Annotated in this window: 14 protein-coding genes and 1 pseudogene; 13 read left to right on the top strand and 2 right to left on the bottom strand. The window is 65.6% G+C overall.

The genetic code is table 11. The features are described 5' to 3' along the window. Positions 1–438 precede the first annotated feature (438 nt). From LQ144_RS13660 to araA, 6 genes are all read left to right on the top strand, one after another. Positions 439–2,979 carry an alpha-L-arabinofuranosidase C-terminal domain-containing protein gene (locus tag LQ144_RS13660; RefSeq protein ID WP_230119250.1) on the top strand — a complete coding sequence of 847 codons (2,541 nt, stop codon included), beginning with the start codon at positions 439–441 and terminating at the stop codon, positions 2,977–2,979. Between the two features lie 127 nt (positions 2,980–3,106). Further along, positions 3,107–3,571: a glycoside hydrolase family 127 protein gene (locus LQ144_RS13665; protein ID WP_230119251.1), complete on the top strand. Its 465-nt coding sequence runs from the start codon at positions 3,107–3,109 to the stop codon at positions 3,569–3,571. Positions 3,572–3,712: 141 nt separating this feature from the next. Beyond that, entirely contained in the window at positions 3,713–5,953 is a 2,241-nt protein-coding gene (locus LQ144_RS13670; RefSeq protein ID WP_230119252.1) for an immunoglobulin-like domain-containing protein, read from the top strand. Between the two features lie 225 nt (positions 5,954–6,178). After that, positions 6,179–7,942, top strand: coding sequence for a ribulokinase (gene araB / locus LQ144_RS13675; protein ID WP_230119253.1), 1,764 nt, complete (start codon positions 6,179–6,181; stop codon positions 7,940–7,942). After that, positions 7,939–8,649, top strand: coding sequence for an L-ribulose-5-phosphate 4-epimerase (locus LQ144_RS13680; protein WP_230119254.1), 711 nt, complete (start codon positions 7,939–7,941; stop codon positions 8,647–8,649). The genes araB and LQ144_RS13680 overlap by 4 nt, the downstream gene beginning before the upstream one ends. A 47-nt stretch (positions 8,650–8,696) precedes the next feature. After that, positions 8,697–10,217 carry an L-arabinose isomerase gene (gene araA / locus LQ144_RS13685; protein ID WP_230119255.1) on the top strand — a complete coding sequence of 507 codons (1,521 nt, stop codon included), beginning with the start codon at positions 8,697–8,699 and terminating at the stop codon, positions 10,215–10,217. A 31-nt stretch (positions 10,218–10,248) separates the two neighbouring features. Here araA and LQ144_RS13690 read toward each other — a convergent pair whose 3' ends face one another. Continuing rightward, positions 10,249–11,457, bottom strand: coding sequence for a trypsin-like peptidase domain-containing protein (locus LQ144_RS13690; RefSeq protein ID WP_230119256.1), 1,209 nt, complete (start codon positions 11,455–11,457; stop codon positions 10,249–10,251). A gap of 101 nt (positions 11,458–11,558) precedes the next feature. On the opposite strand from LQ144_RS13690, the pseudogene LQ144_RS13695 reads away from it, so the two are divergent. After that, positions 11,559–12,083, top strand: a pseudogene (locus LQ144_RS13695) (alpha-L-arabinofuranosidase C-terminal domain-containing protein); the annotation flags it as partial. A gap of 1 nt (position 12,084) precedes the next feature. Here the strand turns inward: LQ144_RS13695 and LQ144_RS13700 are convergent. Beyond that, positions 12,085–13,437 (bottom strand): glutamyl-tRNA reductase, encoded by a 1,353-nt coding sequence (locus LQ144_RS13700; RefSeq protein WP_230119257.1) that lies wholly within the window; start codon positions 13,435–13,437, stop codon positions 12,085–12,087. Positions 13,438–13,641: 204 nt separating this feature from the next. Between LQ144_RS13700 and LQ144_RS13705 the strand changes: the two genes are divergently transcribed. The 6 genes from LQ144_RS13705 to LQ144_RS13730 all read left to right on the top strand — a co-directional run bounded on the left by LQ144_RS13705 (position 13,642) and on the right by LQ144_RS13730 (position 18,681). Beyond that, positions 13,642–14,646 (top strand): LacI family DNA-binding transcriptional regulator, encoded by a 1,005-nt coding sequence (locus LQ144_RS13705; RefSeq protein ID WP_230119258.1) that lies wholly within the window; start codon positions 13,642–13,644, stop codon positions 14,644–14,646. A gap of 258 nt (positions 14,647–14,904) precedes the next feature. Continuing rightward, complete coding sequence (locus tag LQ144_RS13710) at positions 14,905–15,207, top strand: urease subunit gamma (protein WP_230119259.1); 303 nt, start codon at positions 14,905–14,907, stop codon at positions 15,205–15,207. Positions 15,208–15,215: 8 nt separating this feature from the next. Then, positions 15,216–15,554: an urease subunit beta gene (locus tag LQ144_RS13715; RefSeq protein WP_230119260.1), complete on the top strand. Its 339-nt coding sequence runs from the start codon at positions 15,216–15,218 to the stop codon at positions 15,552–15,554. Beyond that, a complete protein-coding gene (gene ureC / locus LQ144_RS13720; protein ID WP_230119261.1) occupies positions 15,551–17,281 on the top strand; it encodes an urease subunit alpha in 1,731 nt (576 codons plus the stop codon). The genes LQ144_RS13715 and ureC overlap by 4 nt, the downstream gene beginning before the upstream one ends. Positions 17,282–17,348: 67 nt before the next feature. Continuing rightward, complete coding sequence (gene ureE, locus LQ144_RS13725; protein ID WP_230119262.1) at positions 17,349–17,831, top strand: urease accessory protein UreE; 483 nt, start codon at positions 17,349–17,351, stop codon at positions 17,829–17,831. A 178-nt stretch (positions 17,832–18,009) separates the two neighbouring features. Beyond that, positions 18,010–18,681, top strand: coding sequence for an urease accessory protein UreF (locus LQ144_RS13730; RefSeq protein ID WP_230119280.1), 672 nt, complete (start codon positions 18,010–18,012; stop codon positions 18,679–18,681). The last annotated feature ends 6 nt before the right edge of the window (positions 18,682–18,687 follow it).

The raw sequence follows: 18,687 nt of genomic DNA on the forward strand, positions 1-18,687 counted from the left end.
AACATCCTCCCGGAAGCGTTAGTTACATGCAGGCGGGAGAATCTCGAACACCGCCATTGCTGCAAGTGAGCCGATGAGCTCTGCGACTCATTGTGAACGCTAACAAAGAATGCCGTCAAGTAGTCCGGGTCACAATTCGGTGACTTGGCTGCCTCCTCGGCCGGCCGCGCGTCCGGTGGGGGACGAGGGTGAATCCCGGGAGGGGTCCGGGGGGCAGTTCATCCGACAGCAATACTTGTCAAGCCTCTTTACAACCCCGCGAAGATGTCCAATACTTTTCCCGACGCGCATTTTGTTAGCGTTAACAGCTTCTGTCACCCATTCACCGGCGGCCACGCCCGAGGGCGGTATTGCACCCTGCAACCGTCGGCGGCCGCCCCGCCTGAGCTGCGCCGGCTAGCCGGCGGACCGTTCAATGGAGAAAGGCCATCTCTTCCCATGCCATCAAGTTCATCAAGCCCCGCAAAGCGGGCCTGCACCCTGGCGCTAGCCGGATCACTGGCAGCAGCGATGCTGTCACTGGCCCCGGCATTGGGCGCCAACGCAGAGTCCGCAAACCGAACAATCAACGTCAACGCCGCTGAGGCCGGGCCCAAGATCGATCCGGCCATGTACGGGGCATTCTTCGAGGACATCAACCAGGGCGCCGACGGCGGCATCTATGCCGAGCTCGTGCAGAACCGGTCGTTTGAATTCAATTCGGGGGACAACCGCACGTTTACGCCGATGACCGCCTGGGAGGTCCTGAAGCGTGGCAGCGACGGAACTGCCGCCGTCGTCAATGACGACAACCGGCTGAACCAAAACAACAGGAACTACCTGAAAATCGAAGCTACCTCTGCCGGCGCAGGCGCCGGCGCCGGAGTCGGGGTCCGCAACAGCGGCTGGAACGCGGGGCAGAAGCTCGAGGCGCACAAGAAGTACACCTACTCAGTCTGGGCGCGCACGTCCAACCCGGCCGGAACAAACCTGGCTGTAACGTTGGAGACCCCCGAAGGTGCCCGGCTCGATCTCGCGTCGATCAAAGTCAAAGGTGACAAGTGGGCCAAATACGATGTGACGCTGTCGCCCAAATCGTCCACCGGGGCCGGCCGGCTGGCGACAGTGGTGCAAGGGACCGGCACCGTCAGGCTCGACATGGTCTCGCTCTTCCCGAAGGACACCTGGAACGGCAGGGAAAACGGCCTTCGCAGGGACCTCGCCGAAAAGATTGCGGACCTGAAGCCGGGATTCCTGCGCTTCCCCGGCGGCTGCATCGTCAACACGGGGAGTTACGACACGTATTCGGCGCCCAATTACACCCGGGCCCGCACCTACCAGTGGAAAGACACCATCGGTCCGGTGGAACAGCGGCCCGCGAACCGTAACTTCTGGGGCTATAACCAGACGTACGGACTCGGCTACATGGAGTACTTCCAGTGGGCCGAGGATATGGGTGCGGCCCCGGTGCCGGTCGTGCCGGTCGGCGTCACGGGCTGCGGCGATAACAACAGTGCTCCGGACCAGGCAACCCTTGACCGGTACATCCAGGACACCCTGGACCTGATCGAATTCGCCAACGGTGACGCCAGTACCACGTGGGGCGCCAAACGCATTGCCTACGGCCATCCGGCGCCCTACAACCTGGACCGCCTTGAGGTTGGCAACGAAGAGTACAAGCCTGAATTCAAGGAATACTTCGTCCAGTTCCAAGACGCTATCCGCGCGAAGTATCCGAGCATCAAGATCATCAGCAACACCGGCCCGGACGACCAAGGCGCAATCTTCGACGACCTGTCCAAGTTCAACACCGATCGAAAAGTCGACATGGTCGACGAGCACTACTACAACGATCCGTCCTGGTTCCTGAACAACAATCACCGCTACGACTCCTATGACCGCAACAGCTACAAGGTCTGGCTCGGCGAATACGCATCGTTGGGCAATAAGCCGGCCAACGCACTCGCCGAAGCGTCCTACATGACCGGCCTGGAACGCAACGCAGACGTTGTGAAGATGGCCTCGTACGCGCCTCTGATCGCGAATGAGGCCAACACCCAATGGAGCCCGGACATGTTGTTCTTCAACGGAACCTCTGTGCGGACCACCCCCAACTACGAGGTCCAGAAGCTGTTCATGACAAACGTCGGCACCCAGGTGGTGCCCAGCGCGCAGAAGAACCCGGCCTCAACCGTGGTGCCGATTGCAGGGAAGATCGGGCTGTCCACCTGGGCCACCTCCGCCAAATACGACAATGTGAAGGTGACCGGCAGCGACGGGGCCGCGCTGTTCAGCGACGACTTCTCGGGCACGGCCGCCGCCTGGACGGGCAACGGCACCGGCTCCTGGTCGATCCAGGACGGCGCCTACGTCCAGTCAAGCACCACGGCACAGAACACCATGGTCACGGCCGGCAGCCCGGAGTGGAGCAACTACACGCTCAGCACGAAGGCCACAAAGCTGGCCGGTTCCGAGGGGTTCCTCGTCTCCTTCGGCGTCAAGGACACCGGAAACTACTTCTGGTGGAACCTCGGCGGCTGGAACAACTCGAAGTCCGTCGTCGAGAAGGCCGTCAACGGTGCCAAGACCACTGTCATTGAAAAGAACACCGTGATCCAGACCGGCCACGAGTACGACATCCGCATCGAAGTCACCGGGCGCACCGCGAAACTCTACCTGGACAACGTTCTGTGGGGAACGGTGGACGACACCACCGCCGATCCCGTCTACTCGGTGGTCACGAAGGATGAAAAGTCGGGCGACACCATCGTCAAGGTCGTCAACACTTCAACCGACAAAGCGCCGGTAGACATCAACGTGACCGGCGCCGCCAACATCGCAGCCACTGCTGCGGTGACGACACTCACCGAGACTGCCGACGGGCAGACCCTAGCCCCTGCTGCCAGCACTTTCAGCGGTGCAGGTCCGAAGTTCACCTACACCTTCGAGCCCAATTCCGTCACGTTCATCCGCCTGGCTGACGGCAGCTCACGCAAATAAGAGGGGTAACCCGGTCTTGAACCAGGAGGGGCCGGGCCAGCCCGGCCCGGCCCCTCCGCAGCGTTCAAAAAAACGACACCCGGGCCACCTGGCAATTTCCTCCGCGCGGCAACGTATCGGAGATCCAATGACGAATCACGTATCCAGGCGTAATGTCCTCAGGCTCGGAGCGGCTGCGGCGGCGCTTCCGTGGCTTCCATCGCTTGCAGCGGCAACCACGACGGCCGCTGCGCAAGGGCCCATGGCGACCGCCAACGGCCTTGCCTCGGCCATTACCGTGCGTCCCTTCAATCTGTCCGATGTCACCCTCGGCCCCGGAGTGTTTGCCCGGAAGCGCGAGCTGATCCTCAAGTTCGCCCGGGGCTACGACGAGCGGCGCTACATCAACGTATTCCGGGCCAACGCCGGCCTCCAGCCCATTGCCGGCGTAACCCCCTTGCCTGCCGGCGGGGACGGCCTCGACGGAGAAGCAAACGGAAATCTCAGGGGCCATTTCACCGGCCACCACATGTCCTTGCTGGCCCAGGCCTATGCCAGCACAGCTGAGGACGTGTTCGGGACGGATCGACTTTGCCCAGCGAAGCGTCGGTGAGGCGGCCCTGCGGGACCTTCTCGTCAGCGGCGCGCAAGCGCTCATCATCAGGCTGACCTCCTGAACCGGTCCGCCCTGGCCCGCATTAGTTCCCATCCCGTCAACCGCGGCCTCGCGGCCGCCCTAACGAAAGCATCCTTCATGCCCCTAATGATTCCCAGAGCCCGCACAGGGCCGGCCGTCCTCACGGCGGCCGCCCTTGTGCTTGGCGGCCTCGCCGCAGGCGCTCCCGCCCAAGCCGCCATTGACGACGGCCTCGTCCTCAAATACAACCTGACCGAACCGGCCAGCTCCGTCGCCGAAGACACCTCCGGACATGGCCGCAACGGCGTGATCAGCGGCGATGCCACCAGCCTGGGCAGCGAAGGGCTGCAGCTCGGCGGCACGGACGCCCATGTCCGCCTGCCGAACGACGTTATGCGCGGGCTCGACTCCATCACCGTCTCCACCGACGTGAGGATCGCGCCCGACCAGGCTGCCCCCTACTTCATTTGGGGGCTGGGCAACACCACCAACGGCGCAGGCAACGGCTACCTCTTCACCACCGGCAACTCCTACCGGACCTCCATCGCCAGCGGCAACTGGTCAACGGAGCAGACCACCAGCGCCAACCGGGATCTGGCACGCGGCGCGTGGAAAACCATTACCTATACCCTCAGCGGCGGAACGGCCGTTCTCTACGAAGATGGTACGGAAGTTGCGCGCAAGACCGGCGTCACCATCACCCCGGGAAGCATCGGGGGAGGAACGACGACGGCGAATTACCTTGGCAGGTCCGTCTACACCGGAGACAAGTACCTGAAGGGGCAGGTCCGCGACTTCCGCATCTACAACCGTGCCCTCTCGGCAGCCGAAGTACGCGAGCTCGGCTACGTGTCCCCGGAACAGCGGGTGGCCCTCGATCTGCAAAATCTGTCGCTCGGAGACACCAGTGCTGTGACGGCCGACCTGAAGCTGCCCACTGCCGGACCCAACGGCTCGGCTTACACCTGGACCTCCTCCGATCCGGCCTCCGTGTCACCCCAGGGAATTGTGGCCCGCCCGGCCAACGGAACCGGCAACGCCACTGTGACCCTGACCGCCACGGCCACCTCCGGCGCGGCATCGGCGTCGAAGTCGTTCTCCGTCACGGTGCCCGAAGACATCAGCGACGACCAGAAAGTCAGCGAGGCCGCCGCAGGACTGAACGTGTGGGATGCCGACGCGATCCGCGGGAACATCACCCTACCCGCGGCGGGGTTGCTCGGAACCAAGGTGGAGTGGAAGTCGAACCACGACGCCGTCATCACTGCCACCGGCGAAGTCAACCGGCCCGCCTACGGCAGCCGGGCGGCAAGCGTTGATCTGCAGGCAACCGTCACTCTCGGCAAGGCGAAGTCCAAGAAGAAGTTCCGTGTCACGGTCCTTCCGCTGCCCAAGACAGAGGCCAAAGAGGGCTACGCCTTCGCGTACTTCACCGGCAACGACATCGCCGGGGAGAACATCTCCATGGCTGCCAGCCGGGGAAATGACGCACTGAAGTGGGACGAACTCAATGGCGGAAAGCCGGTGGTGAAGTCCAGTCTTGGCACAAAGGGCCTGCGCGACCCGTTCGTCATCCGCTCGCCGGAAGGCGACAAGTTCTACATGATCGCCACGGACCTCTCCATCGGCAGTGGAACCTCGTGGGACGCCTCCCAGCGCCAGGGCAGCCAGTACCTGGAAGTCTGGGAGTCAACGGACCTTGTGAACTGGTCCGGGCAGCGGCACGTCAAAGTCTCCCCGGACACCGCGGGAAACACCTGGGCGCCTGAAGCCCATTACGACGAGAAAATCGGAGCCTACGTCGTCTACTGGGCCTCCAAAATCTATGCCGACAACGACCCGGGCCACGCGGGCGGCACCCACAACAAGATGATGTACTCCACCACGCGGGACTTCCGGACCTTCAGCGAGGCCAAAGTCTGGAACGACCCGGGTGACTCCGTCATCGACTCCACTGTTATCAAGGAGGGCGACACCTACTACCGCTTCACCAAGGACGAGGCCCGTGTCTCCGGGTGCCTCGACATCATGCAGGAGAAGTCCACGGATCTGCTGGCCGTCGATCTGCCCGAAACGAACCCGCGCAACTGGTCCCTGATGGCCAACTGCATCGGCAAGAACGCCGGGACCGGCGGCGTTGAAGGGCCGACCGTCTTCAAATCGAACACTGAGGAGAAGTACTACCTGTTCGTGGATGAGTTTGGCGGCCGCGGCTACATCCCGCTGGAGAGCACCAGCCTGGAGAACCCCAACTGGAAGCTCTCGACCAACTACGAGCTGCCGCGGGCTCCGCGCCACGGCACCGTCCTGCCCGTAACCAAATCGGAGTTGGACCGGCTGCACAGCCAGCTGGGTTAAGGCCCCGCGTCTCAGCGCGCCGCATCGCAGCGTCTGACGTTTAGCAGGACAGGGGGCTCCGCCATGCCGGCGGGGTCCCCTGTGCTGTTTTTGCAACACAGGACCTGGAAATTGGTCACGGCCAATGCTTGACGCGCGATATGTTAGCGTTCACAATCTAAGAGAATCATTTACGTTTTCGACACCGGGCACAGGGGCCAGTACCTCCCGGATGGAGGTTTTAGCATGCAATCTGTTGATGACACCGGTTTCACTGCCGGCAGCGAAAACTATGTGATCGGGGTGGATTACGGCACCTTGTCGGGCCGTGCCGTGGTGGTGCGGGTTCGCGACGGCAAGGAGCTGGGCAGCGGCGTGTTCGACTACCCGCACGCGGTGGTCACGGAGGCGCTTCCGGCGGACGTGGCGGACGACGGCGTAGCCCGGCTTCCCGGGGAGTGGGCGCTTCAGGTGCCGAACGATTACCGGGATGTGCTCCGGCACGCTGTGCCGGCGGCGATCGAGGATGCGGGGATTGACCCGTCCGCGGTGGTCGGGATCGCGACGGACTTTACAGCGTGCACGATGGTGCCGGTCAAGGCTGACGGCACGCCGCTGAACGAGCTGCCGGGCTTCGCGAACCGGCCGCACGCCTACGTCAAGCTCTGGCGTCACCATGCGGCACAGGGCCAGGCGGACCGCATCAATGCGCTGGCGGCGGAGTTGGGCGAGACATGGCTTCCGCGCTACGGCGGGCTGATCTCGTCCGAGTGGGAGTTCGCCAAGGGCCTGCAGCTGCTGGAAGAGGATCCGGAAGCGTACGCGGAGATGGACCACTGGGTGGAGGCGGCGGACTGGATCGTCTGGCAGCTGTGCGGCAACTATGTCCGCAACGCCTGCACGGCCGGCTACAAGGGCATCTACCAGGACGGCAATTACCCGTCCGAGAAGTTCCTGGCCGCCCTGAATCCGCAGTTCAGGGACTTCGTGTCCGCCAAGCTGGAGCACACCATCGGCCGCCTCGGCGACGCCGCCGGCTTCCTCACCGCCGAGGCCGCTGCCTGGACCGGACTGCCTGAGGGCATCGCGGTGGCCGTCGGCAATGTGGATGCCCACGTCACTGCACCGGCCGCCAAAGCGGTGGAGCCGGGCCAGCTCGTGGCCATCATGGGCACGTCCACGTGCCACGTCATGAACGGGGACGTGCTGCGCGAAGTGCCCGGCATGTGCGGGGTGGTGGACGGCGGCATCGTGGAAGGACTCTGGGGTTACGAGGCCGGCCAGTCCGGTGTGGGCGACATCTTCGGCTGGTTCACCAAGTACGGCGTCCCGCCGGAATACCACCAGGCTGCTGCGGCGGCGGATCTGGGCATCCACGAATACCTGACCGAACTGGCCTCCAAGCAGGCGATCGGCGAGCATGGCCTGATCGCCCTGGACTGGCATTCGGGGAACCGGTCCGTGCTCGTGGACCACGAACTGTCCGGTGTGGTGGTGGGCCAGACGCTGGCGACCCGCCCGGAGGACCTCTACCGGGCGCTGCTGGAGGCCACGGCCTTCGGCACCCGCACCATTGTTGATGCCTTCCGCGACTCGGGCGTGCCGGTGAAGGAATTCATCGTGGCCGGCGGGCTGCTAAAGAACAAACTCTTGATGCAGATCTACGCCGACATCACCGGGCTGCAGCTCTCCACCATCGGCTCCGCCCAGGGCCCGGCCCTCGGCTCTGCCATCCACGCGGCCGTCGCCGCGGGCAAGTACGCGGACATCCGGGCAGCCGCGGCGGCCATGGGCTCGGCACCCGGAGGCGTTTACACTCCCATTCCGGAGAACGTCGCGGCCTACGAGGAACTCTTCCGGGAATACCGCACTCTGCACGACTACTTCGGCCGGGGAACCAACGAGGTCATGCACCGGCTCAAGGCCCTCCAGCGGAAGGCCGCCAGCCAGCGCAACGACGCCAAGTCCATGCAGGCACGGGCCCTCCTCACCGAAGGAGTCCCCGCGTGAGCGCCCTGCTGGATACCCTGGCCCGCGTCCGGGCCGAGGTCTGCGCACTCCACGCCGAACTCACCCGCTACGAACTGGTGGTCTGGACCGCCGGCAACGTCTCCGGCCGCGTCCCGGGCTATGACCTCATGGTCATCAAGCCCTCCGGGGTCTCCTATGATGACCTGACCCCGGAGCTCATGGTGGTCACGGACCTGTACGGCACTCCTGTCACCAGCCTGTCTGCCGACGCCAACGGCGAACCGGCGCAATGGGAGAACCCTGCCCTCACGCCGTCCTCGGACACGGCTGCGCACGCCTACGTCTACCGGCACATGCCGGAGGTCGGGGGAGTGGTGCACACCCACTCCACCTACGCCACGGCCTGGGCGGCGCGGGGAGAATCCATCCCGTGCGTGCTGACCATGATGGGTGATGAATTCGGCGGCACCATCCCGGTGGGCCCCTTCGCGCTGATCGGCGACGATTCGATCGGCCGCGGCATCGTCGAAACCCTGCAGGCCTCCCATTCGCCCGCGGTCCTGATGCAGAACCACGGCCCGTTCACCATCGGCAAGGACGCCCGGTCCGCGGTCAAGGCCGCCGTCATGTGCGAGGAAGTGGCCCGCACGGTCCACATCTCACGGCAGCTGGGCGAGCCGCTTCCCATCGACCCGGGCCAGATCGAATCCCTCTACGCCCGCTACCAGAACGTCTACGGCCGCTAGGCCCCTTAACCTGGCCGCCAGGCCCCTCAACTTTTCAGGAGAAACACATGTCCGACGCCAACACCACCTCCCTCGAGTCCTACGAGGTCTGGTTCCTCACCGGCAGCCAGCACCTCTACGGCGAAGACGTGCTGAAGCAGGTCGCCGCCCAGTCCCAGGAGATCGCCGCCGCGCTGAACGAGTCCTCCGAGGTCCCGGTCAAGCTGGTCTGGAAGCCTGTGCTGACGGATTCGGATGCCATCCGCCGCACAGCGCTCGAAGCGAACTCTGATGATTCGGTGATCGGCGTGACCGCGTGGATGCACACCTTCTCCCCGGCCAAGATGTGGATCCAGGGCCTGGACCTGCTCCGCAAACCCCTCCTGCACCTGCACACCCAGGCCAACGTGGAACTGCCGTGGGCGGACATTGACTTCGACTTCATGAACCTGAACCAGGCCGCGCACGGCGACCGCGAGTTCGGCTACATCCAGTCCCGCCTCGGCATCCCGCGCAAAACCGTCGTCGGGCACGTGTCCAACCCGGAGGTCGCCCGCCAGGTCGGGGTCTGGCAGCGCGCTTCGGCCGGCTGGGCCGCCGTCCGGACCCTGAAGCTGACCCGCTTCGGTGACAACATGCGCAACGTCGCCGTCACCGAAGGTGACAAGACCGAAGCCGAGCTGCGCTTCGGCGTTTCGGTCAACACGTGGTCCGTCAACGAGCTCGCCGACGCCGTACACGGCGCCGCAGAGGCCGACGTCGACGCCCTGGTCGCCGAGTACGAGCGCCGTTATGACGTGGTTCCGGAACTAAAGGCCGGCGGCGCCCGCCACGAGTCCCTGCGCTACAGCGCCCGCATTGAACTGGGACTGCGGTCCTTCCTGGAGGCCAACGGCTCCGCCGCTTTCACCACCTCCTTCGAGGACCTCGGCGAACTGCGCCAGCTGCCCGGCATGGCCGTGCAGCGGCTCATGGCCGACGGCTACGGCTTCGGCGCCGAGGGCGACTGGAAGACCGCCATCCTGGTCCGCGCCGCCAAGGTCATGGGAGCGGGACTGCCCGGCGGCGCCTCGCTCATGGAGGACTACACCTACCACCTCACCCCTGGCCAGGAGAAGATTCTCGGCGCGCACATGCTCGAGGTCTGCCCCTCCCTGACCGCCACGAAGCCGCGCGTGGAGATCCACCCGCTCGGCATCGGCGGCAAGGAAGACCCCGTCCGCATGGTCTTCGACACCGACGCCGGCCCCGGCGTCGTCGTGGCCCTCTCCGACATGCGCGACCGTTTCCGCCTCGTGGCGAACGCCGTCGACGTCGTGGACCTCGACGAGCCGCTGCCCAACCTGCCCGTCGCCCGCGCCCTCTGGTCACCGAAGCCGGACTTCGCCACCTCCGCCGCCGCGTGGCTGACCGCCGGCGCGGCGCACCACACGGTCCTCTCCACCGCCGTCGGCATGGACGTCTTCGAGGACTTCGCCGAAATAGCCCAAACCGAGCTGCTGACCATCGACGACGGCACCACCATCAAACAGTTCAAGAAGGAACTCGCCTGGAACGCCGCCTACTACAAACTCGCCGGCGGACTCTAGCCCCTCCTGCAGCCTGATTGCGTGCCCGGCCTTACGGGGCCGGGCGCGCAACAAGCTGAACTTTGACCTCCTGCCTGTCCGACCCCCGGCGGAATTCAACCGTCACGGTCTGCCCTGGACTCTTGCTCCTCAGTGCGGCGAGCAGGTCCTCGGGAGACGCGAGCTGGTCGCCGTCGAGCCTGACGAGCACGTCACCCGGGCGGATGCCAGCCTTGGCTGCCGGCCCACCCTCCTGGACCGAGAGCGCCAGCGCGCCCCGGGTGTCCGGCAGGCCCAGCCGGTCGGCGATCTGCTGGGTGATGTCCCCCAGCCCCAGGCCAATGAAGGAGTGATCGGCGGTGCCGTCCTCCCGGAGTTGGTCTGCCACCTTCACCACGGTGGCGGCCGGGATTGCGAAGCCAAGCGCCACCGCCCCGGACGACGGCGGAATGTACGCCTCGCTGATGCCGACCACCTCGCTCCTGCTGTTCACCACGGCGCCGCCGGAGTTGCCGGGGCTAATCGCGGCATCGGTCTGGATCAGGTCCACGAGGGACTGGCTGCTTGACGCCGATCCCGGAATCTCCCGGTGGAGGCCCGAGATGATCCCCGCCGTCGCCGTGTTTTCGAATCCCAGCGGCGAGCCAATAACCACTGCCAGCTCGCCGATCCGGGGCAGTTCTGACTGGAACTTGGCGGCGGGGAGGCCTGTCCGCTTTGCCTCCACCAGTGCTAGATCCGAGATCGCGTCAGTTGCCCGTACGTTTCCGGCCACGCGCTGGCCATCGGCGAAGCCCACTTCCACTGTGCTGTTGCCTCTCACCACGTGCTCGTTGGTGAGTATCAGACCCTCCTGCGAATACACCACGCCGCTTCCCAGTCCGCCGTCGGTGAAGACTGTCACCACGGAAGGCTGGATGTTGCTGACGATCGTGGGAATGTCGGCCGCCCCTTGTGCGGTTGCCTGGCCGGTGCCACCCTTACCCGGCGTTGAACTGCCCGTCGTCGAACTGCCCGGGGTCGAACTGACCGGCGTTGAACTGGCCGACGGCCCGCCTGCAACAGCGCCTCCCGAAGCGCTCCCCGAAGCGCTCTCAGATGCGCTGCCTGAGGGGGCGCCTGAAGACTGCGTGGACGACGGCGGCGCCGGATTTGGCCCGGGCCCGGTGCAGCCGCACGCAACGGTTGCGACGACGGCCGCCACGCCGAGGATGCCCGCCGCGCGGGACGCGCTGTGGGGTGTCGCTAGCCCGAGGTTCATCGAACTTCCTCTCGCTGCCGGACCTGTTCGAAAGCTGATTAAAAGCTAATCCCGGCAGGGAGCGGCTGCCAGAGTGGATTAGTTTGCCATTTCCGTCCGGGCTCTTGACGCGCGGTCAAGCAACCCCAAAACTGGTTTCTATAACGTTGTAAAACGAATGCATCAGAAGTGAGGACATCGCCCCGATCATGACCGAGCCCGGCGGCCGCGCCTGGAAGCAGACCATATTCCACCCGTTCGCCCTGACCTCGCGGCATGCCGCAGGCACGGTACTGCAGCTCGCCGTCGAATCCCCACTGTTGAGCGGCGGCAAGACGGCGGACTTCGCCGCGCTCTCCGCTGTGGCGACCTTTGACGCCAAGGCCGGCGAAGCGGTGGTTTTCGCCGTCAACCGTTCGTCGGCCGAGGACCTGACCCTCGACGCCTCGGTGGCCGGGCTGGGCAACGTGCGCCTCATCGAGGCGGTCACCTACGACAATAAGGACCCGTACTGGCACGCCACTGCGGACGACTCCACGTCCGTGCTGCCGGGGGAGAACGTCAGTGCAAAGCTCGACGACGGCCGCCTCACCGCTGTCGTGCCGGCGGTGTCCTGGTCAATGATCCGCTTGGCTGTGGAGTCCTGAACTAACCCGCCGCCGGCATGATGCGGACCGGCTCCTGCCGGTCCGCATCATCGGGTTCCACTTTCAGTCCGTAGAGGGCCTCGAGGGCGGCAGTGTAGTCGTCCTGCCGGCCCGCGGCGGCGAGTTCACGCGCCCTGGCCGTGGGCACGTGCAGGAGCTGCCGGACCACCCGCCGCAGCGCGAACTCCACGGCCTCGGCGGTGGCAGTGCAGCCATGCTGGTTCTTCACCCGAGCCATTTCGCTGGCCAGCACCTGCTGCATGTGTCCGCGCAGGGCCACGATGGCCGGATCCATCACCCGCGCCTGCCGCTCCTCCTCGTACCTCAGCGCAGCCTGCCGGACCAGCTCCGCTGCCCGCCGGACACCGTCCGAGTGTTCGCGCGGTGCGGCAAGCCGCACCTCATCGAGCGTGATCAGCTCGATTCCGGGCAGCTCGCCGGTGGCCGGTTCAAAGTCCCGGTTAAGGGCAAGATCGACGACGACGAGACGCTCGTTCGTGCCCTGCCGGAAGAGCCTGAAATCCTCGGTGCCCAGGCGGGTTCCGCGCCCGCTGCAGCCGATAACCACGTCCGCGCCCTGCAGCGCGGCTGTCAGTTGGGACCGTGTCAGTGCCGCAGCGCCGCGGGGCGCGGCAAAGGCCTCAGCGCGTCCGGACCAGGAGAACACAGACACTTTGGCGCATTTTCCGGCCGCCAGCAGCGCCAGGGTGGTCCCGGCGTAGGCCCCCGTGCCGATGACAACCACCGACAAGCCGGATGGGCAGCTTTTTGCCAGCCTTGCGGTGGCCAGGTCCAAGGCCACGGAAACCATCGAGCGCCCGGCGTCTCCCAGCGTTGTCAGGGCCCCGACGTCGCGCGCGGCCCGGGAAGCGGCCTGGAAGAGACGGATGAGGGCGCCGCTGGCAGATTCCGATTCCTGGGCGGACGTGAGTGCCCGGCGCAGTTGGCCCGCGATTTCGCGTTCGCCCACCACCGCAGAGTCCAGGCCCGCTCCTACCGAAAAAAGATGCTCGGTCAGTGCCGCGCCGGCCAGGAAATCCAAGGACTGCGCCAGCTCTTCTTCGGGGATGCCGGAGCAGCGGCTGATCGCTGACTGCACGCGCCGGCGTGCAGCAGACGGCTCCGTGCCGGACGAAATCTCGAAATAGACCTCGAAGCGGTTGCAGGTGGACAGCACTACAGCCCCCGCTACGTGGGCGGGTTCCACAACAGCTGCAGGGGTGATCCGCCGCGGGCCGGAGCCCAGCCGTGCCAGGAAATCCAACCCCGTTCCGCGATGCGAGGCAACCAAGGCAAACAGCCGCCCGTCCGGGGCAGTCCGGCCCCCGACGGGCCCCTCAAGACTTTGCGACACGTCTGCCCCTCTTCCTCAACATTCCTCCGCGACGAGGAGTCCCACCACGAAACCCTGTGGCCAGGCGCCGTTGCCCGGCCACAGAGCTTGGAGACCTTGAAACAGGGTGGGCCCCCCACCTTGGGAAATACCTGCGGGCGGGGCGGTCCGCCGGACTTTCTGCAACGATGTATCCAGACGTATCGCCGTGAGAAGGAGCCTTGGATGGCTGTGACCATGAATGATGTTGCACGTGCAGCGGGGGTTTCCCTGAAGACGGTGTCCAACGTCCTTAATGACTATGAGTTCATCAGGCCCGCAACCAGGCAGAAGGTGCTGGATGCCATCGCCGAGCTTGGCTATGAGGCCAACCTGACGGCCCGGAGCCTCCGGTCAGGAAAATCGCGCATGCTTGGCCTGGTTCTGTCCGACCTTTCAGCGCCGTACTACGCGGAGCTCGCCTCGCGTCTCATGACCGTGGCCTCCGCCCGGGGCTATCGCGTGCTGATTGAGCAGTCGGCCGCTCTCGAGGCCAATGAGCTCAGCGCCCTGCAGGGGCCCTTCCGGCAGCTGACGGACGGACTGCTGTTCACTCCGCTGGCGCTGGAGCCGGACACGGTGGCTGGCCGGCGCGGAAGCAAGCCACTCGTGATGCTCGGCGAGCACATCGACGACGCCCGGTTCGACCTTGTCACGATGAAAAACGTGGGGGCTGCCCAGGCAATCACCGCCCACCTGCTGGCGGGAGGCCGCCGTCGGATAGCAGTGATCGGAGCGGCAGTGGAGGACCACACCGGAAGCCCCGGCCTGCGCCTGACCGGCTACCGGGCGGCGCTCGCCGCCGCCGGGGTGGACTTTGATCCCGCCCTGGTAGTGCAGTCCGAGTGGCGCCGCGACGCCGGCGCGGCGGCGGTGGGCGAGCTGCTGGACAGCGAAATAGGGTTCGACGCCGTCTTCGGCCTGAACGACGCGTTGGCGCTGGGCGCCATGCATGAGCTCCTCGTCCGCGGTGTGAAGGTGCCGCAGGACGTCGCCGTGGCCGGCTTCGACGACATTGATGAGGCCCGGTTCGCGTCGCCGTCTCTCACCACGGTGTCACCGGGCATGGAGGAGATCGCCGAGCGCTCGGTCGGGCTGCTGATCGACCGGATCGAAGGGACGGAGACAGCGGATAGGGGTGTCCACATTGAAGCCGGGTTCGAGCTGAGGATCCGCGCCTCGGCACCCTAGGGGAGGTGCCGGACAGCCCGCGCCTGCGGCCCGGTGACTGGACCCGCCGCGAAACCGGAATCGGAAATCTCGCGGAAATGTCCACGGCTTACGCTGGTCACGCACCGCCGCACGGGTGCATTGTTGCTTAGGTTCATTGTTGCTTAGGTTCACGGTTGCTCAGGCAGTGTTGTGCAGGCGCTGTCGTGTAGGCACAGTTACTGGGGAGCATTTGCCGGGGCGCGCCGCGGTGGTGCCCGTCGTAGAAGGGATTCCGTAATGCACCTGTTGCCCCGCGAGCAGGAGAAGCTCATGATCGTGGTCGCCGCCGACCTCGCGCGTCGCCGCCAGTCGCGCGGACTCAAGCTGAACTTCCCCGAGGCGGTCGCCATCATCAGCTATGAACTGATCGAAGGGGCGCGGGACGGGCGCACCGTGGCCGAGCTCATGAGTTACGGCACCACGCTGCTGGGCCGCGACGACGTCATGGAGGGCGTGCCGGAGATGATCCACGACGTCCAGATCGAAGCCACGTTTCCGGACGGCACCAAGCTCGTCACAGTCCACGATCCCATCCGATAGGGAGCCCCATGATTCCGGGAGAGTATGTCCTGCGGAGAGAACCGCTCACCGTCAATGCGGGACGCGAGGCGGTCGACGTCGCGGTTGTTAATACGGGTGACCGCCCTGTGCAGGTGGGCTCGCACTACCACTTTGCCGAAGCCAACAGCGCCCTGGAGTTTGACCGCCAGGCAGCCTACGGGCGCCGGCTCGACATCCCGGCCGGGACCGCGGCACGGTTCGAGCCCGGCGACAGCAAGACAGTCAGGCTGATCGAGCTTGCCGGCAGCCGCGAGGTGTTCGGGCTGAGTAACGCGGTCAACGGAAGCCTGGGGCCGGCACAGTCAACGGCTGGGGGAGCACAGTGAGTTTCGAGATGTCCCGCAAGCAGTATGCGGACCTGTACGGCCCGACGACGGGCGACGCCATCCGCCTGGCCGACACCGAGCTCTTCCTCGAGATCGAGAAGGACCTCACCAGCTACGGCGAGGAAGTGGTGTTCGGCGGCGGCAAGGTGATCCGCGACGGCATGGGCCAGAACGGCCAGGTGGTGCGGGATGAGGACGTCCCGGACACCGTGATCACCAACGTGGTGGTGCTGGATTACACCGGCATCTACAAGGCGGACGTCGCTCTCAAGGACGGGCATATCTTCAGGATCGGCAAGGCCGGGAACCCGCAGATCGCCGACGGCGTGGACATCGTGATCGGCGCCAGTACGGAGATCATCGCGGGGGAGCGCAAGATCCTCACCGCCGGCGGAGTAGACACGCATATCCACTTCATCTCCGCGGACCAGGTCCCCACGGCGCTGTGCAGCGGCGTGACCACCATGGTGGGTGGCGGCACCGGCCCGGCGGAAGGCACCAAGGCCACCACCGTGACGCCCGGCAAATGGCACATTCAGAGGATGCTGCAGGCGGCCGAGGGCCTCCCCATCAACATCGGCCTCTTGGGCAAGGGGCACGCATCGGCGGTCGAACCGCTGGCCGAACAGATCCGTGCCGGGGCCATCGGCCTGAAGGTCCACGAGGACTGGGGCTCCACCACCTCCTCGATCGACACCTCCCTGAAAGTTGCGGACGACTACGACGTCCAGGTGGCGATCCACACCGACACCCTCAATGAGTGCGGCTTCGTGGAGGACACCATCCGGGCCATCGACGGCCGCGTCATCCACACTTTCCACACCGAGGGCGCCGGCGGCGGCCACGCCCCCGACATCATCAAGATCGCCGGCCTGCCCAACGTCCTGCCCGCCTCCACCAACCCCACGCTGCCGTACACCCGGAACACCATCGAAGAGCACCTGGACATGCTCATGGTGTGCCACCACCTCAACCCGGACATCCCGGAAGACGTGGCGTTCGCGGATTCCCGCATCCGCGCCGAAACCATCGCCGCCGAGGACGTCCTGCAGGACATGGGGATCTTCGCCATAACCTCCTCCGACTCCCAGGCCATGGGCCGTGTGGGTGAGGTGATCACCCGCACCTGGCAGGTGGCGGACAAGATGAAGAAGCAGCGCGGAGTGCTGAGGGACCCCGCCGGCGGCACGCACGGATCCGCAGAAAGCGACAACTTCCGGCTCAAGCGCTACGTGGCGAAATACACCATTAACGCGGCGATCGCCCAGGGCATGGCGGACTCCATCGGCTCGGTGGAGGAGGGCAAGTTCGCGGACCTGGTGCTCTGGGATCCGGCGTTCTTCGGAGTGAAGCCGGAGCTCGTGCTCAAGGGCGGGCAGATCGCCTACGCGCTGATGGGCGACGCCAACGCCTCCATCCCCACCCCGCAGCCGCGCACGATGCGGCCCATGTTCGCCACCTTCGGCAAGGCGCTGCAGCAGTCCTCCATCACGTTCTTGTCCCAGGCCGCCATCGACGCCGGTGTGCCGCAGGAGCTCGGACTGGAGAAGGTCATCCGGCCTGTCTCGGGGATCCGTTCGCTCACCAAGGCCGACCTCAAGTACAACGATGCGACCCCGGACATCGAGGTGGATCCCGAGACGTACAAGGTGAAAGTCGACGGCGAGGACGTCACGTGCGAACCTTCGGATGTGTTGCCGATGGCCCAGCGCTACTTCCTCTTCTAGGCGCTACCGGTTCAAAGCACTACCGCTGTCAAAGCACTACCGCTGTCAAAGCACTACGGAGAACGACATGATCATCGAGAAGATCCTGGGCAACCTGCACGACCAGGCCCCGGGTACGGATCCGTACTTCGGGCTGCACACGGAGAAGGTGGTGCTGCCCAGCGCCCAGCTGGTCAAGCGCATCCAGCGCGTCATCACCGACCACGGCAAGGAACTGGGCATCCGGCTTCCCGCAGGTTCTGCGGACCTCCGCGACGGGGACGTCCTCTTCGTAGCCGAATCCAACATGATCGTGGTGTCAGTGCTCCCCACCGATGTACTGGTGATCGCGCCACGGACCGTCCACGAAATGGGCGTCGTGGCGCACTCCCTTGGCAACCGGCACCTGCAGGCGCAGTTCTTCGACGCGGCCTCCGAGTATGCGGCCGAGGTCATGGTGTGCCAGTACGACCACACCGTGGAGGACTACCTCAAACACGTCGGAGTCCCCTACGACCGCCAGGAACGCGTCATGCCCGTACCCTTCCGCCATGCCGAACACTCGCACTGAGATCGAGTCCGCCGCTCGAGCGGGCTCCGCCGGTCGAGCGGACTCCGCCGCTCGAGCGGACTCCGCCGGTCGAGCGGGCTCCGCCGGTCGAGCTTGTCGAGACCAGGTTTCGCTCCCCAACCGCTCCCTAACCCCGCAAGCCCGGCCAGGGAACCCTGCGGTCGTGGCCCCAGGCGCAATCAGCGGGGGCTATCAGCTCGCCCTGCAGCAGCTCACAGACTCCGCGTTGCCCACTGGGGCGTTTGCGCACTCTCTTGGCTTTGAGACCTATATTGAGCGCGGGCTGGTGCATGACGAGGAGTCTTTCGGGGTGTGGTTGTCAGCGTTCATCGGGCAGCAGCTGACGTACTCTGACGGGCTGGCCATCCGGTTCCTTTATGAGGGCGGCCCGGTTGAGGAGCTGGATTCCCTGCTCACGGCTCAGCTCCTGCCGCGGCAGCTCCGCGAGGCCAGCATCAAGATGGGCACCCGGCTGCTGGAGATCGGCTCCGAAGTCTTTCCGTCTCCCGAGCTCGTGGCGTACCGGGAGTTGGTGACCGCAGGCCGGGCCGCCGGCCATCAGCCGCTGGCGTTCGCCGTCGTCGCCCGTTCCCTGGGCGTCCCGCTTCCCGAAGCGCTCGCCGCCTACCTGTTCGCCGCGGTCACCTCGCTGACCCAGAATGCGGTGCGAGCCATTCCGCTCGGGCAGAACGCCGGCCAACGGCTGCTGCGGAAAGCGTCCGACGGCGTCGCTGCCGCCGTCGGGCACGTCAGCCACCTTTCGCCGGACGACTTTGGGGCAGTCAGCCCCGGGCTGGAAATTTCGCAGATGCGGCACGAGCGCCAACGTGCCCGCATGTTCATGAGCTAGTAGGAG

The organism is Arthrobacter sp. Bi83 (assembly GCF_918698095.1).
Lineage (GTDB): Bacteria > Actinomycetota > Actinomycetes > Actinomycetales > Micrococcaceae > Arthrobacter.

Coding starts and splice junctions, on each gene's coding strand:
- LQ144_RS13710 (WP_230119259.1), top strand. CDS start 14,905: ATGCACCTGTTGCCCCGCGAGCAGGAGAAGCTCATGATCGTGGTCGCC.
- LQ144_RS13670 (WP_230119252.1), top strand. CDS start 3,713: ATGCCCCTAATGATTCCCAGAGCCCGCACAGGGCCGGCCGTCCTCACG.
- LQ144_RS13665 (WP_230119251.1), top strand. CDS start 3,107: ATGACGAATCACGTATCCAGGCGTAATGTCCTCAGGCTCGGAGCGGCT.
- LQ144_RS13660 (WP_230119250.1), top strand. CDS start 439: ATGCCATCAAGTTCATCAAGCCCCGCAAAGCGGGCCTGCACCCTGGCG.
- araA (WP_230119255.1), top strand. CDS start 8,697: ATGTCCGACGCCAACACCACCTCCCTCGAGTCCTACGAGGTCTGGTTC.
- araB (WP_230119253.1), top strand. CDS start 6,179: ATGCAATCTGTTGATGACACCGGTTTCACTGCCGGCAGCGAAAACTAT.
- LQ144_RS13690 (WP_230119256.1), bottom strand. CDS start 11,457: ATGAACCTCGGGCTAGCGACACCCCACAGCGCGTCCCGCGCGGCGGGC.
- LQ144_RS13715 (WP_230119260.1), top strand. CDS start 15,216: ATGATTCCGGGAGAGTATGTCCTGCGGAGAGAACCGCTCACCGTCAAT.
- LQ144_RS13705 (WP_230119258.1), top strand. CDS start 13,642: ATGGCTGTGACCATGAATGATGTTGCACGTGCAGCGGGGGTTTCCCTG.
- ureE (WP_230119262.1), top strand. CDS start 17,349: ATGATCATCGAGAAGATCCTGGGCAACCTGCACGACCAGGCCCCGGGT.